Below are 16189 nucleotides of genomic sequence, written 5' to 3' on the forward strand. Positions count from 1 at the left end.
TGCCGGGTTTCAGCACAGGCCCTCCTCTTGTTTTATTGGTTATTTTGCCGCGTCGAACTCGGCGAGGATGTCGGCCTCCGGGGCCGGGGTCACAAGGCTGACCACCACGCAGACAGCCAGCGAGACGAGGAAGGCGGGCAGCAGCTCATAGATGCCAAAGACGCCGCCCAGCGGGCTGACGAGGTACTTCCAGACGAAGACCATCAGGCCGCCGGAAAGCATACCGGCCAGCGCGCCCTGCCAGTTGCAGCGCTTCCAGAACAGAGCACAGAGGACGACCGCGCCGAAGGCGCCGCCGAAGCCGGCCCACGCGAAGCTGACGATGCCGAAGACGCTGGAGTTGGGGTCGCGGGCCAGCACCACGCCCACCACGCTGACGCAGACGATGGTCAGGCGGGCGGCGAAGAGGCTCTGCTTCTCGCTCAGCTTGAGGTGGGCGAACTCCTGCAGGATGTTCTGGGATACGCTGGACGCAGCGGCCAGCATCTGGCTGTCCGCCGTGGACATGGTGGCCGCAAGGATGCCTGCAAGAATGAGTCCGGCCAGAATGGCCGCCAGTACGCCGTGCTGGCTGATGAGGCTGGCGACGCGGACGATGAGGGTCTCACTGGTGGAGCCGCTGAGGAATTCCAGCGCACCGGCCTTGGTCATGCCGAGGCCCACCATGCCGATGAGGATGGATGCTGCCATGGCGATGACCACCCAGACGGTCGCAATGCGGCGGCTGAGCACCAGTTTCTTCTCGTCCTCGATGGCCATGAAGCGGAGCAGGATATGGGGCATTCCAAAGTAGCCGAGGCCCCACGCCATCGTGGAGACGATGTCCAGCAGGCTGTAGGACGTCGCCCCGCCGGTCACGGCGTCGTGACTGGCGGTCATGGTCAGGTAGCCGGAAAGGCTCTGGGCGTTCTCCACCACAGCGCCCCAGCCTCCGGCCACGACGATGCCATAGCCCAGAACCGCCACGAGGGCCAGCGACATGACCACCGACTGGATGAGGTCGGTGGTGGTGACGGCCCGGAAGCCGCCCAGAATGGTATAGCCCACGATGACGAGGGCCGACACCAGCATGGCGGCCATGTAGTCCACCCCGAAAAGGCTGTGGAACAGCTTGCCGCAGGCCGCAAAGCCCGAAGCCGTGTAGGGCACGAAAAAGACGATGATGATGACCGCGCCCAGAGCGTTCAGCAGGTTGCGCTGGTCATGGAAGCGGAGCGACAAGAACTGCGGCACGGTGATGGCGTCGAGGTTGGCCGAGTAGCGGCGCAGACGCCGGGCCACGATGAGCCAGTTGAGCCATGTGCCCAGCGCAAGGCCGATGGCCGTCCAGCCCGGCGAGGCGATGCCGCTCAGGTAGGCCAGACCCGGCATACCCATCAGAAGCCAGCTGGACATATCGCTGGCCTCGGCGCTCATGGCCGTGACCAGCGGGCCCATCTTCCGCCCGCCGAGGTAGAAGTCGGTGCTGTCGTTGTTGGTCTTGCTGTAGGCGAAGCCCACCAGCAGCATGGCCGCAAGATAGACGATGATGGTGACGATGATACAGATCTCACTCATATACATTTCCCCCTTTGCTGCTTTCTCTATAAAAGCATGGCACGATTTTACCACACTAAAGCAGCAAAGTGCAACCCTCTCCGACAGATTCTTCTCCTATGACCGAAAATTCGTCCTTTCCAGCGTCCAAAATCGCTCAATATGCCAACAGGCCGCCCCCTTTTCAGGGGACGGCCCGCCGGTTTGGATGAAGAAAATGATGAAAATAGAGAGGATGTCAGTTTATTTTGCGGCCTCGCCCTCGGGGAAGATGATCTTGTTCACGAAGAAGAAGATCACCATCGAGATGCCGCCGTTGAGCACGGTGGTGCCGATGTTGTAGATGAAGTCGGGCACCAGCAGACCGGCCACCGCCACCCAGATGCAGTTGATGGAGTTGACGATGCAGGTGATGAGACAGAAGGCCAGCAGGTACCAGCCGATCTGTTTTGCCAGATCGCCCTTGCTGCGGAAGACGAGGCTGCGCTGGATGGGGAAATTGATGCACTCGCCGACGATCATGGCCACCATGTAGGCGCAGAAGTAGGGCAGGCCGCCGTGGGCCGCATCGTAGCCGAGGATGTTCCACTTGAAGGTCTCCCCGAAGAGGGTGATGTCGATGCCCGGCCAGCCGAAGTCCACCACCGGCAGACCGGCAAAAGCTTTGGGCAGAAATTGCAGCAGCAGGTACTTGAACACGGTGATGAGGTTGGACACGATAACGAACAGTCCGCCCTCCCGCACCCATTTGGCCGCAGCCGGATGCTTTTGGGCAAAGATATTCCAGAAATTCACGGTCGTTCCTCCTTCTCAGCCCTGACGCAGCCGCTTTTTCAGCTGGGCGTTCAGGATGGCGTTCTTGATAAATTCGTAGATGACCCGGACGATGCCCACCAGCCAGAATCCCTTCAGCTCCCAGACGAGGCCGTCCACCATCCCCATGCTGACCATGCCGTTGGTCATCTTAGCCAGCGCACGGAGGGGCATATTGTACTGGAAGACGGTGTTCAGGTCGGGCTTGCCCTTTGCAAAGCTGGCGTCGAGACGGCTGCGCAGCACCTTCTGGGCCAGCCAGCCCAGCGGGCTGCGGCCATGATCCATCTCGCCCAGCGTCATGTTCCGGTCAATGCGGACGACGTCCTCCGGGATGGGATGGCCCAGCAGGGCCTCGAACTCGGTGTCGGTCACATAGGTGATCTGACCGGAGACGTAGTGGGTCAGGCTCAGGCCCGCGTAGGGGTCGGGGGCATTGGTGCCCTTGACGGTGATGTCTGCCGTCAGGCGGATGTCCACGCTGGACGCGCCCACCCGGAGCTGGTAGCTGCCGCCCTCGACCTCCCATGCGTTGGTCTTGACGTTCCAGTAGCGGAACGCCTTATCGTCCAGCGCGATGGCCACGGTCTTGCTCTCGCCGGGGGCGAGAGAGACCTTTGCAAAGCCCTTCAGCTCCTGCTCGGGGCGGAAGACCTTCGCATCCGGCTTTGCGACGTAGAGCTGGACGATCTCGGCACCGGCGGCGCTGCCGGTGTTGGTGACGGTAAGGGTCACGCCCGTTTCGTCGGCCTTGAGGCCGCTGTATTCAAAGGTGGTGTAGCTCAGGCCGTAGCCGAAGGGGAAGGCAGGCTTCACACCGGCGGTCTGATAGTAGCGGTAGCCCACATACAGGCCCTCGCGGTACTCCACGTTCCGGCCCTCGCCGCCGAAGTTTGCCTTGGCGGGGGTGTCGTCGTAGGCCTTTGCCCACGTCTGGGACAGCTTGCCGCAGGGGCAGAGCTTTCCAGTGAGGATGTCCGCTGCCGCACCGGCACCCGCCTGTCCGCCCAGCGCGCCGTAGACCAGCGCCTTGCACCGGCCCACCCACGGGGTCTCCACCGGCGCACCGGCGCTCAGCAGGACGACGACATTCGGGTTGACGGCGGCCACTGCGTCCAGAAGCTGCTGCTGGTTCTCGGCCAGCGCCATATCGGCGCGGTCAAGGCCCTCGCTCTCCCGCAGCTCGTCGAGGCCGAGGCAGAGCAGGACGGTGTCGGCCTGCTTTGCGAGGGAGACGGCCTCCTCCTGCTTTTTGGGGTCTGCGGCCCCCTGACGGTCGAAGCCGGAGGCGTAACCCACAAAGGCGATGCCGCGGTCGTCGGCTTTGATGCAGTCCAGCAGAGCATCTACTTGGAGCGCATTGACGGCGCTGGAGCCTGCGCCCTGATAGCGGGGCGTCTGGGCAAAGTCGCCGATGATGGCCAGCTTTTCGCCCGCCTTCAGGGGCAGGATGCCGTCCTCGTTCTTGAGCAGGACGATGCTCTCGGCGGCGGCGCGGCGGGCCAGTGCGTGGTGGGCAGCCGCGTCAAAGGTGCGGGGGGCTTTCTCCACTGCCGCGTGGGTGGAGAGCACCAGCTCCAGCAGCTCGTCGAGGCGGGCGTCGAGGTCGGCCTCGGCGACTTTGCCGTCCTTCACGGCCTTCATCAGCTCCCGGATGGAGTCGCCGCCGGGGCAGGGCATCTCGAGGGTGGAGCCGTTCTTCACGCCGAGGGCGTGGTCGTTGGAGCCGCCCCAGTCGGTGACGACCGCCCCGTCGAAGCCCCAATCCTTCCGCAGGATGTCCTGCAGGAGATGGGCGTTCTCGTTGGCGTAGGTGCCGTTGATGAGGTTGTAGGAGGTCATGATGGTCTTGGGCCGGGCCTCCTTGACCACGATCTCGAAGCCGGTCAGGTACAGCTCCCGCAGGGTGCGCTCGTCCACCACCGAGTCGGAGGCCATCCGGCGCAGCTCCTGACTGTTGACCGCGAAGTGCTTGGGGCAGGCCGCGATGCCTTTTTTCTGGATGCCCCGCACATAGGCCGCAGCCATTTTGCCTGCAAGGATGGGGTCCTCCGAAAAATACTCGAAGTCACGGCCGCAGAGGGGGCTGCGCTGGATGTTCAGGCCGGGGCCGAGGAGGACAGCCACCTCCTGTGCGGCGGCCTCCTCGCCCATCGCCTCGCCCACGGCCTCGCCGAGGGCCTCGTCCCAGCTGCACGCCGTGGCGGAGGAGGTCGGGAAGCAGGTGGCCGGGACGCTGGGGTTCAGGCCCAGATGGTCGGCCGCCCCCGCCTGCTTGCGGACGCCGTTGGGGCCGTCCGACAGGGTAATGGACGGGATGCCCTTGCCGGGCAGGGCACGGGTGGTGAAGACCGTCTCGCCCGAGAGCAGGGCACATTTCTGTTCTAGGTTCAGTTTCCGGATGATGTCAGTGTGCTTCATCGCATTTTCCTCATTGATCCCTGAGCGGGGCAAAGGCCCGCTGTTCGCTGCAGCGGGCCTTTGCCATCGGTTTTGTTCAGGTGCTGCACGGAGAGTGCTTACGTCTTAGACTTCTTCCTCTTCCTTGCGCTTTTTGTAGTTCTTGATGGCGGTGTACTCCAGACCCACGATGAGCAGTGCGGCGACGACGTCTGCACCGATCAGGACGATCTTCCACTTTGCCATACCGGGGTTCAGGTTCTCCTCATCGTAAGCGCGGCTGTTGACCACGGTGTAGAGGATGTTCTTGGCAGCGGTGCGCATGGCCTGCTTGCTGCTGTTGGTCAGGACGGTCACGGTGTTGTAATCGTTGCCCGTGGTGCAGAGCATCAGGTCGCCGCCGTTGCGGACAGCCTGATCGGCGGTCATGTAGCCGTAGACGCCGAAGTAGTCGGTCTCGACGAAGCCGAGGAAGCCCCACTCGCCGCGCAGGACGTTCTGCAGCAGCTCAGAGCAGCCGCCGGCCCAGCGATTGCCGATGTAGTTGAAGGAGGACATGACTGCGTGGCAGTCTGCATCCTTGACCGACATTTCGAAGGGCTTGAGGTAGATCTCACGGATGGCCTGCTCGTTGGACCAGGTGGCCGCCATGCAGTTGCGGTTGCCCTCCTGATCGTTCAGGGCAAAGTGCTTCATGTAAGCGTAGACGCCGTGCTCCTGTGCGCCTGCGATGGCACTTGCGGCCATTTCGCCGGACAGGACGCCATCCTCCGAGTAATACTCGAAGTTGCGGCCGGAGAATGCGGTGCGGTGGATGTTCATGGCCGGGCCGTACCAGCCGGAGGTGTTCATCTCGTTGGCCATCTTGCCGATGCTGTCGCCGAAGTCATGGGCCAGATCCTTGCTCCAGGTCATGCCGATGAGGGTAGCAGCCGGGAAGCCGACCGAGCCGACGCCGGTGAAGTTGTTGTTGATGGAGGCGGGGCCATCGCAGTCGTTGGTGCGCACCTTGCCGACGCTGTCCACCGCTGCGGTCTGATAGCCGCCGAAGCCGATGGTCTGCTGCAGGTCGTCGATGCTCATCTCGTCCAGCAGGTCATCCCACTTGGAGTCGTTGTAATCCACGTCGCGCAGGTCAGCCAGCTTGAGGCCGTTCTTTGCGCCGGTAGTAATGTCCTCTGCGTTGGGGTCCTCGTCCTTCTCGTAGCCGGACTCGGTGTAGGTGAAGCAGTTCTCGAAGCCGGCCTTGACCTCGTCGCTCATCTCGTAAGTGGCAGGAGCGGCAGTGGCTTCATCGTAGTTTGCGAAGCCGTCTGCACGGGACAGATAGGTGATCTCGCCCTCAGCGAAATCGAACTGGTTGGTGGCCACGACCTCATCGCTCCCGCGCTTGTTGGACTCGTTGTAGACGATGTCCGAAGCGAAGGTGCAGGTCTTGGAATCCAGAGCGGTGTGGGAGTCTGCGTTGGTGCTGATGACGTAGTCGCCAGCCTCCAGCACATAGCAGCCGTTGTTCTGGTAATCGTAGGAAGCCAGCTCCTCCACCGGGATGGTGAAGTCGATGGTCTCGCTCTCGCCGGGAGCCAGCTCGTCGGTCTTGGCGAAGTCCAGCAGGTTTGCGGAGGCCTTCTCGATGCCGCCGTTGGTATACGGAGGATCGCTGTAGATCTCGACAACATCCTTGCCGGCAACAGAGCCGGTGTTGGTGACAGTGACGGAGAACTTCAGGTCTGCGCCATCGTTGGTGATGTCGCTCATCTTCTGGGTGAAGGTGGTGTAGCTCAGGCCGTAGCCGAAGGGATAGACCACTTCCTTGTCGTAGTCGATGAGGCCCTCATCGGCAGCCGTCTCATAGAACTTGTAGCCGACGTAGATGCCCTCGACGTAGTTGACGAAGGAGGGAGTGGTGCCCTCGGGATCGAACATACTTGCATTGGAGTTGAACTCGGAAGCGTTGGTGTACTTGAAGTCGCCGAAGTTGTTCCACCACGGAGAGGCGGTCAGGTCGGTGACATAGGTATCTGCGGTGCGGCCGGAGGGGTTGACCTCACCGGCGACCACGCGGCCAAAGCCCTCAAAGCCGGACTGGCCGGTGCCGGGGCAGAGCAGAACGCCCTTGATCTGGGGGTAATCCTTGACCCAGCCCATCTCGAATGCGTTTGCGCCGTTGTAGACGACGATGACGTTGTCGAAGTTGGAAGTGACCAGATCGATCAGCTCTTCCTCGCGGTTGGACAGCTGCAGGAAGTGGTCGCCTGCATCCCAGTCGTTGCCCTCGTTCAGGCTGTCGTCATAAGAGCCGTTGTAATAGCCAGCGCCGCGCTGAGAGCCGCGGTAGTCTGCCACACGGCGGACCCAGCTGCCGTCCACGACAGCAGCCATATCGGTGGGAAGGTCTGCGCCCTCGCCGCCGACGCGGGTGATGACCACCATGGCGGTGTCAGAGTATTCCTTGGCGTTTGCCATCATCTCGTCGGTGTACAGGCTGACATTCGGCTCGGGCAGGGTCCAGTCCTGCTGTGCCATGCCGACGCTGGGACGGGTAGCGCAGTAGTCGGTGTAGAACTTGCTCAGCTCGTCGTTGGTCTCGATGCCCGCATCGTGCAGGCCGGTGAGCAGGTCGGTGACGGGATAGGCGTCGTTCAGTGCGCCGGAGCCGGTGCCGCCGTAGCAGGGGCTGGTGGAGGCCCAGCCAAAGACGTTCAGCTTGGAGCCGGAGGCCACAGGCAGGATGTTGTCATCGTTCTGTGCCAGAACGATGCCCTCCTGCGTGATCTCGTTCACCAGCTCGGTCGCCTCTGCGGAGGTCTCCTCGCTGATGGAGCCTTCACCGGAGACCAGATCCAGCATGGTGGACATGGGGCCGATGCAGATGAGGTTGACAACGATGACCAGTGCCAGCAGAATGGCGACACCAGACTGCGCACGGACCATCTTCTTCTTGGCTTTCGGCAGCTTCTTGGCCGCAAACATCGCAACGAGTGCGACCACGACCACGACGCCGAAGGCGATCAGGTAGTTTTGGATGTTGGAAACTACCTGCATTACATCATCCATATTGACGGACAACATAATTCTTCCTCCTTATTCTGAATTCATATTTCCCGGGCACAGCTCCCGGACCATTGGCATCCATTATAAAGGAATTCAATGAAAATTTACAAAGATTTTCACAATCTGTCATTTCCGAGGCATATTTTGCAGAAGTTTCATTTTGGTTTCAAATTTTATTGTGCTTATCCACAAATACAGGCCCGGTTTTATTGTGCAAAACAGAAAAAACCTCTCCGGCATTGCGAAGCAATGACGGAGAGGTTTTTCTTTATTCCGGGATCGGCAGCAGGATCCGCAGCGTGAACCAGCCGTCGGCCCAGTGAAGGGTCATGGTGCCGTCGTGGTCCTGCGCTGCCGCCTGCACGCCCCGCAGGTCGTAGCCGCCGTGGGTGTTGTGGCGGGGCAGGCCGTCTGCGCCCAGTTCCACGGGCTGGGCGCAGTAATTCTCGAAGCGGAGCATCACACAGCCGCTCTGGTCATAGACGGCCACCCGCAGCAGCCGCTTTTCGGGGTCCGGCTCTGCCGTGACACACTCGATGGCGTTGTCCAGCGGCGCGCCCACGAGGGTGCACAGCTCCCGGGTCGTCAGGAACCCCAGCTTGCTGCCATCGGCCACGCTGGTCATGTTGATGCCCCGCTGCTGGCAGTCCATGCTCTTTGCGGTGAGCAGGGTGTCCAGCACCGGATTGCCGGTCTTGTTCTCGGCCTCATACCGGCGGATGCCGCTTTCCATCCGGGCCAGCGCGGCGTCCTGCTTGGCCCGGTCGCGCTCGGCACGGATGTCTGCGATCTGAATTTTCAACTCATGGTAGCGGCTGTTGATGAGCCGGATGCCCTCTTTGCTCCGCTTGTACTGCTCATACTGGCGGTGGAGCACCTCGTCCATCGCCGCAAGCTCGCTGTGGAGGGCCGCTTCCCGCAGCTGCTCGTGCTGGACGGTCAGGATGAGGACACCGCAGATGTCCACCAGCGTGCGGATGTAGTAGACGCTCATGTCCACCTCGCGGTCGCCCAAGAAGAGCAGGTTGCTCACCGCGAAGACCATCGCCGCCATGACGACGGCCACGAGGGCCGCTTTTCCGCTGATGACGATGCGGCCCTTGGGGCTGGCGTGCTTGTGCTCCAGCAGCCAGATGCAGCCGAAGACCCCGCTGTAGACCACCGCCAGCAGCGCCAGCGACAGGCCATCGGCCCCTCTGCGTTGAGGCCAGAGGAAACAGTGCAGCTGCCACTCGGCGCTGGCAGCCAGCTCGGCCAGAACAAAGGCCCGGGCGCAGACATACCCGGCCTCCAGCAGCGAGATGGTGCGGGTGAGCCAGAGGTAAAGGTACTGCATCGCCACCGCCGCCGCCATGCAGGGGATCCACCACGCCAGCGGGACGCTGCCCGTGGCCTGCAAAAAAGCGCAGAGGACCAGCGCCCACGCCGCGCTGACGGCGAGGGTGGCTTTCGGGCCGAAGCGGAGGCCCAGCGGCAGGGCGTAGATGCCCACGGCCAGACACTCGGCCAGCGCCGTGTAGAGGCGCGGGATATTGGGCAGCGCCGTCATGCGCCTCCACCTCCGATGTGGTCGGCCAGCGCCGCGAGGAAAGCTTTCCGCCGGGGCCGGCTCAGCTGCAATTCATAGGGTCCTACCTGCACCATCCCCTGCTGCACCCCCTTCACCTGCGCCAGATTGACGAGGTAGCCGCTGTTGCAGCGGGCAAAGGGCCGCTCAGCCAGCTTCTCCTCGAAGGCTTTCAGGGTGCCCGCCGCCGCGAAGTCCCCCTCCTCGGTGTAGAAGTGGACGCGGTGGCCCTCGCTTTCCAGATAATAGATGAGGGAGGAGTCCAGCCGCCGAAGCCCGCCCTCCACCGGCAGGGCCAGATAGTGCCGCACCCGGCGGCGCAGCTGCTCCTCCACCTTCCGGAGCTGCTGCGAAAAGGCAAAGTAGGGCACCGGTTTGAGCACATAGTCCAGCGCACCCACCGCGTACCCGCCGATGGCGTACTGGGCCATATTCGTGATGAAGACGATGATGACGTCCTTGTCCAGCTCCCGCACCCGCCGGGCCGTCTCCATCCCATCCAGATGCTTCATCTCCACGTCCAGAAACAGGACATCGTACACCGGGCGGTAATCATCCATCAGCTCCATCCCGTCGGCGAACTCCGTCACAGCAAACTCGGTGCCATACTGCCGGGTGTGCCGCTGCACATAGCCTTGCAGCTGCGCCCGCACCTCTGCCTCGTCCTCCACCAGAGCGATGCGTATCATTGCCGCACCTCCTTTTTCCGCAATTTCTCTGGTTTTTATTGTAACACGAAACTGGGCCGGTGGCAAATGGGAAGGCCCTTTTTCTGCCGCGTCCCCCAGTCCAACAGCTAAACACAAAAGCAGCAGCCTCACTCTGCGTTCGGTGAGGCTGCTGCTTTGTTCTTTCAGGGAAGATCTCAGTTCGTCTTGACGGCCACGAGGATGCGGATCTTCTTTCCGCCTGCGCAGCCGAAGTTGTCGTACCAGCCGATGAGCTTGTAGTCCTCGGTGTTGACCTTGGGCAGCGAGGTGGCGAAATACTGGCCGTTCGACCACAGATAGACCTGCATATCGTCGGCGGTCTCATACCGCTTGTCCCCGCTCATGACCGAAGCCGCGCCCAGCCTGTCGATGACCACCGGCGAGAGCTGGAGCATCCGGTTGATGGCCTTGCCGTCGGCAGAGCGGCCGATGGCGATGCCGCCCGCCACGATGGGATACTTGGTGGCGGTGCTGTAGGCCACCTGCTTGCCGCCGGTGTAGCAGACGTAGGTGGCACCCTCGCCCAGATAGTTGAGGAAATCGCCCAGCGTGCCGCCCACACTGTCACCGGTGCGGCGGAGCACATAGCTGAAGAGCTGGTCCGTCTTGCCGGTGAGGGTGTTCCAGGTAGAGCTGACGATGCTGCCGTCGATGAGGCCGTAGAGCACATCGCTGGTGCTGGGCACCAGAATGTTCTTCACGTCCTGAAAGGTCTCCTCGTCGGTCTTCTTCACCGTGGTGGTGGTCGTTGTCGTCGTGGGGAGGCCTGCGGCCTCCTTTGCGGCGTCCTGCGCCTTCTCGCTGATCTTCTTGTCGATCTTCTTAGCGGCTTCGTCCGTCAGGCGGCGGACGGAATCCAGCGCGGCATACTCCCACAGGTCGCCGGTCACATCGTTGAGGATGACCCGGTCGATCTCACCGGCGGCGTTGGTGGTGTAGTAGCGGACGTCGTTCTCACTCAGCGTTACCCCCGATAGGCGGCTGGGGCGAACTGCCCCAGCCACACCCTCCGACGTCGTATCAAGGATCTGCACGTTGTCTGCAAACGGGGTGTCGCCCAGTGCGGTGCCGTCGGCGCGGATGGTGCCGCTGACCGGACGGGGCGAGATGGACTTAACGCTCTCGCCGCCCTCGTCCACGCGGACCTCCACCAGCTTGCCCGCCGGGAAATTGAGCTTATTGTTTACGTTGACGGTGCGGGCCGTGCCGTCGGTGCACATGATGGAGACGGCCTGCTGCACCTCGGCGCTGTTGGTCTCCACGAGGGTGCGGGATGAGGACTGCACCACGCCGTAAAATACGGCGTCGGCCTCCTCCCCGGTGAGGACGGAGACTGCGGCGTCGTTCATGCCCAGCAGCAGCGTGACCACCTGACCCACGCCGCCGCCGGACAGGGAGGACAGCTGGTAGGCCACGGAGGGCGAGGCGATGGTGTAGCTGACCCCGGCCACAGTCACAGAGGTCGGGGCGCTGGCCGAGGGCGAGACCGCCGTCACACGGCCTGCGGCACGCTTATTGTAGATCCACAGGGTGCGGGCGCTCTCATTATAATAGTAGACATCATAGGGCGAGAGGGCCGCAGAGGTGGTGACTTCGTCGTTGCGGTAGATGGCCGCCGGGGCAAAGGGCAGGGCCGTGGCCGCATCGGCCACGAAGGGGCCTTTGACGTTGTCCAGCAGGACGGAGGAGATGTCCACCTGACCGTTGCTCACCGCAAAGCCCAGCGTGGAGGCGTAGACCTGACCGCTGCCGTTCATGGCCGTGAGGGCATTGTAGAAGAGCACGGTGCCCTGCTCGAGGGTCAGCACCTCGCCCTGACGGGCGCTGATGTCATTGCGCAGGCCCAGTGCGCTCGCCTTATTGAGCTGGGCCGAGGGGAAGGTGCCGCCGAGGCTCGCCACATCGTAGCCCAGCAGGCGGAGGGCCATGGTGCAGGCCTCCTCCAGCGTAACGGCATTGTCCGGGCGGAAGCTGCCATCGGAGTAGCCGGTCATCCAGCCGTTCTGGACGGCGGTGCGGATGTAGACGGCGTAGGGCGAATCGCTGTCCACATCGCTGTACAGACGGCCGGTGCGGCCCTGTGCTGCGGCGGTGTCGCGGTAGGCCGAGAAAGCCGTCAGGAGACGGGCCGCCTGCCCACGGGTGAGGGGCGCGCCCAGAGAAGCGGACTGCTCGGCGGTCAGACCGCCCAGCGCCGTCGCCGTCTGGACTGCCGCATTGGAGCCGACCGCCGAGGCGGGCAGCACCAGCATGGAAACCGCCACGCAGACGGCCAGCAGGAATGCGAGGAATCTTTTTTTCATGGTAAACTCCTTATAAGTATAAACCTCTCAGTCTCGCATTCGCTCGACAGCTCCCCTACCGAGGGGAGCCTCTGGCGAAGAGAGGAAGCTTTCCGGAATGCCAAGGCCTCTCCTCGATAGGAGAGGTGGCAGCGCGTCAGCGCTGACGGAGAGGTTAATCATACCTCAACGCCTCGATGGGGTTCAGGCGGGCGGCACGGCGGGCAGGCAGGAAGCCGAACAGGACGCCGATGCCGCAGGAGATGCCCACGGCGATGGCCGCTGCGTCCGCCGAGGGGGTGACGTTCAGGGTGATGTCCGTCAGGACGAACGGAAGGATCTGGTTGATGATGGCCGAGACGATGTAGCCCAGCACGATGCCGAAGCAGCCGCCCAGCGCCGACGTGACGCCGGCCTCCACGACGAACTGGGTCAGGATGGTGCTCTCCTGTGCGCCCAGCGCCTTCCGGATGCCGATCTCGCGGGTGCGCTCGGTGACGGACACCAGCATGATGTTCATGATGCCGATGCCGCCCACCAGAAGCGAGATGCCTGCGATGGCCGTCAGGACGCCCACCATAATATTGATCATAGAGGACATCTGCGACATTGCCGCACTCAGGCTCATGACGAAGACGTAGTCATCCTTACTGACCAGCTTCTTGAGCCGCGACTGCAAAAACTCCTGTGCCTCGTCCGAGTGGTCTGCATCCTGCAGCACGACGTAATACTGGCTGACGCTGCTTCCGCTGCTGAGGCTCAGCAGGGTGGTGTAGGGGACAAGGACAACGTCGTCGTTGCCGCCCTCGTACTGGGCGGCGGGCTTGGAGCGGCCTTCCAGCACGCCCACGATGCGAAACTCGTTTGCGCCCACCTTGAGGGTGCTGCCGAGGCCGTTGCCGCCGAAGATCTTGCGGTCCACATAGTCGCCGATGACGCAGATGTTCTTGTTGTCCATCAGGTCGGTGTACTGGATGCCCCGGCCCTTGGCCACCTTATAGTTGTTGATGGTCAGATAATCCTCATTGACGCCGCTGATGTAGGTGCGGCGGTACTTCTCCCCTGCCACCCGCAGCGGATCCGTCCCGGCGCTGGCGATGGGCGAAAGGCCCCTGTAATACTCCGGCTTCTGGTTGATGATGTTATACACATCGCTGACCTCCACCGTGCGGGTGCTGGCGGTCATGACGTTGACCGACAGAATATCGCTGCCCATATCGGAGTAGAAGTCCTGCATCATGTGGGTCATGCCGTTGCCGAGGCCGACGATGACGATGACGGCCATAACGCCGATGATGATGCCCAGCATGGTGAGGAAGGTGCGGACTTTGTTGCTCCACACGTTCTGGATGGCCTGCTTGAAGGTCTCCTTTATCATGCGTGCGCTCCCTCCTCTCCGGCTTTCGGGGCCGACATCATGAGGTTCGGCTGCACGACCGCCTCGGGGGCGTGGGCGTCGCCGTCGTAGACGACGACACCGTCCTCCAACCGGATGATGCGCTCTGCCTGCACGGCGATGGAGTTGTCGTGGGTGATGAGGACCACGGTGTGGCCCTGTTTGTGCAGTTCCTGAAGCATCCCCAGCACCTCCCGGCCGGTATGAGAGTCCAGCGCACCCGTCGGCTCGTCGGCCAGAATGATGGGCGGGTTGCGGACAAGGGCGCGGGCGATGGACACACGCTGCTGCTGGCCGCCGGAGAGCTGGTTGGGCTTGTTCCGGAGCTTGCTGCCCAGACCCACCTGTTCCAGCGCTGCGATGGCGCGGCGGCGGCGCTCGCTGCCGCCCACGCCTGCGTAGATGAGGGGGACTTCCACGTTTTCCAGCAGGGTCAGCTTGGGCAGCAGGTTGTATTGCTGGAAGATGAAGCCCAGCTTCTCGTTCCGGATGGCCGCCAGCTCACGGCGGTTCATCTTACCGACATCGCTGCCGTCCAGCAGATACCGGCCGTGGGTAGGCACATCCAGACAGCCGATGATGTTCATGCAGGTGGATTTGCCGGAGCCGGACTGGCCCACGATGGCCACGAACTCGCCCCGGTCTATCTTCATGGAGATGTGGTCTGCCGCTTTGACGAGGGTGTCACCCATCTGGTAGTATTTGCAGACCTCGTCAAACTCGATCAGGGCGCTCATTCGTCGCCTCCTTCGGCAGACACCATCATGTTGCTGTAGAAGTCGGTCGCGCTGACCGTCGAGGTGTCGTAAGCGATGGTGTCGCCCTCCTGCAGGCCGCTCTTCACCTCGATGTAATCATCGTCGCTGATGCCGGTGGTCACTTTGACGTAGACATAGCCCTCGGGGGCGGTCATGGAGGCCTCGGCGTTGGCAGCGCTGGGCGAATCCTTCGTCACCAGCACATAGCTGCCCCGGACGAGGGCGGCGTTGGGCAGGGCCAGAACATCCTTGACGCTGGCTGTGGTGATCTTGGCCGAGGCATTCATGCCGGGCAGCAGATCGCCCATCTCGTCGATGCGGACGGTGACGGGGTAGCTGGTGGAGCCGTTGGCAGTGGTGCCGGCCACGAGGATGCTGCTGATGGTGCCCTTGTAGGTCTCGCCCGGGACGGCGTCGGCGGTGATCTCCACCTCCTGTCCGACCTTCAGAGAACGAATTTTCAGCTCATCCACGTTGAGCTTCAGTTCCAGATAGCTCATATCGTAGATGGTGCAGAGGTTCTGCATGGCTGCGTCGTTGGCGCTGAGCTTATCGCCGGCTTTGACCTTTTTGTCCACGATGGTGCCGCTGATGGGCGCATCGATGGTGTAGTGGCTGATGTTCCGCTCTGCGGAAGACATCCGCAGCTCGGCAGAGCGAAGATTGTCGGCGGCGTTCTGGGCCTGCTTGTCCAGATCCTTGCCGGTGATGCGGAGGAGCACGTCGTCCTGACGGACGGTGCTGCCCTCCCTGACGCAAAGCTCGGACACGGTGCCGGAGGCAGCGGCCACGACGGTCTCCTCGCGCTGGTAGGCAAAATGGGCCGAGTTGAGGGAGCTGACGCCGTTCACCTGCGCCACTGCGGCCTGCGCGGTGGTCAGGCTGCCCGTGTTGGGCACCGCGATGGTGACGGTGCAGGTCATGAGGCTGGCGTCACCGGAGGGGTCTGCGCCCGATACCGAGCGGATGGTGCCGTTCAGCACCTCAAAGGTGGTGTCCGGCATGACCTGCGCGGCCTGACCGACGGCGAAGCTCTGGGCCTCGGCGGCGGGGAAATCCACGGCCAGCAGCATCACAGAGGTGTCGCGGACGGTGGCGACGGTCTGACCGGCCTGCACCGCGTCGCCAGCGGCCACAGCAAAGGAGCTGACCTCGCCGCTGATCTTCGTGCGGACATTCCGGGCGTCGGCGGCGTCATCGTAGCTGCGCTGGGCCTGAGACACCGAAAGCTGTGCGCTCTCGAGGTCGCCCTCCACATCCGAGCTGTCGATGACGTAGAGGACATCGCCCTTCTGGATGGTGTCGCCCAGCTCGAAGTCAGCGGTGAGCACCGTGCCGGTGACGAGGGACTTGACGGTGTAGGAATCGGCGGCATTGATGGTGCCGCTGCCGTCGTAGACGTTCACGATGTCGCGGCGTCCCAGCGCCTCCTGCACATACGCCATGTCTGCCGATGCACTGCGGCTCCTGCGGGGGATGACCACCACCGCCAGCACCGCCACGGCCACGACCGCCGCGATGCAGCGCTTTTTGTGGGTCCGGATAAAGTGGAGCACCTTATTTTCCCCGCCGGTGTTCTCCTGCGGAGAGGCGTCCTGTGTCTTTTTGTTGAAACCTAGCATGAAAAGCCTGACCTCCTGTGATTTTTTCCTGTAGACCTGTGATAAAGAAGA

Annotated in this window: 10 protein-coding genes; all 10 read right to left on the reverse strand. The window is 62.7% G+C overall.

Going from position 1 to position 16189, the window contains the following annotated elements; genetic code table 11:
- Positions 1-39: 39 nt before the first annotated feature.
- The 10 genes from MTP38_RS13260 to MTP38_RS13305 all read right to left on the reverse strand — a co-directional run bounded on the left by MTP38_RS13260 (position 40) and on the right by MTP38_RS13305 (position 16138).
- Positions 40-1557 carry a sodium/proline symporter gene (locus MTP38_RS13260; RefSeq protein ID WP_249233817.1) on the reverse strand — a complete coding sequence of 506 codons (1518 nt, stop codon included), beginning with the start codon at positions 1555-1557 and terminating at the stop codon, positions 40-42.
- Positions 1558-1779: 222 nt separating this feature from the next.
- A complete protein-coding gene (locus tag MTP38_RS13265; RefSeq protein ID WP_249233818.1) occupies positions 1780-2331 on the reverse strand; it encodes a GtrA family protein in 552 nt (183 codons plus the stop codon).
- 15 nt (positions 2332-2346) lie between these two features.
- Positions 2347-4770 carry a glycoside hydrolase family 3 C-terminal domain-containing protein gene (locus tag MTP38_RS13270; RefSeq protein WP_249233819.1) on the reverse strand — a complete coding sequence of 808 codons (2424 nt, stop codon included), beginning with the start codon at positions 4768-4770 and terminating at the stop codon, positions 2347-2349.
- A gap of 105 nt (positions 4771-4875) precedes the next feature.
- Positions 4876-7821 carry a glycoside hydrolase family 3 N-terminal domain-containing protein gene (locus MTP38_RS13275; RefSeq protein ID WP_249233820.1) on the reverse strand — a complete coding sequence of 982 codons (2946 nt, stop codon included), beginning with the start codon at positions 7819-7821 and terminating at the stop codon, positions 4876-4878.
- Positions 7822-8071: 250 nt separating this feature from the next.
- Positions 8072-9352: a GHKL domain-containing protein gene (locus MTP38_RS13280; protein ID WP_249233821.1), complete on the reverse strand. Its 1281-nt coding sequence runs from the start codon at positions 9350-9352 to the stop codon at positions 8072-8074.
- Complete coding sequence (locus MTP38_RS13285; protein WP_249233822.1) at positions 9349-10059, reverse strand: LytR/AlgR family response regulator transcription factor; 711 nt, start codon at positions 10057-10059, stop codon at positions 9349-9351. The genes MTP38_RS13280 and MTP38_RS13285 overlap by 4 nt, the downstream gene beginning before the upstream one ends.
- A 176-nt stretch (positions 10060-10235) precedes the next feature.
- The gene (locus MTP38_RS13290; RefSeq protein WP_249233823.1) at positions 10236-12383 is read right to left on the reverse strand and encodes an S-layer homology domain-containing protein; all 2148 of its coding nucleotides are present in this window, start codon (positions 12381-12383) and stop codon (positions 10236-10238) included.
- A 154-nt stretch (positions 12384-12537) separates the two neighbouring features.
- Entirely contained in the window at positions 12538-13740 is a 1203-nt protein-coding gene (locus MTP38_RS13295) for an ABC transporter permease (protein ID WP_249233824.1), read from the reverse strand.
- Positions 13737-14495, reverse strand: a complete 759-nt coding sequence (locus tag MTP38_RS13300; RefSeq protein ID WP_249233825.1) for an ABC transporter ATP-binding protein — start codon at positions 14493-14495, stop codon at positions 13737-13739. Before MTP38_RS13300 ends, MTP38_RS13295 begins: the two co-directional genes overlap by 4 nt.
- Positions 14492-16138, reverse strand: coding sequence for an efflux RND transporter periplasmic adaptor subunit (locus MTP38_RS13305; protein WP_249233826.1), 1647 nt, complete (start codon positions 16136-16138; stop codon positions 14492-14494). Before MTP38_RS13305 ends, MTP38_RS13300 begins: the two co-directional genes overlap by 4 nt.
- Between the last annotated feature and the right edge of the window lie 51 nt (positions 16139-16189).

It is taken from the genome of Faecalibacterium sp. I3-3-89 (assembly GCF_023347275.1).
Classification (GTDB): Bacteria; Bacillota; Clostridia; order Oscillospirales; family Ruminococcaceae; genus Faecalibacterium; species Faecalibacterium butyricigenerans.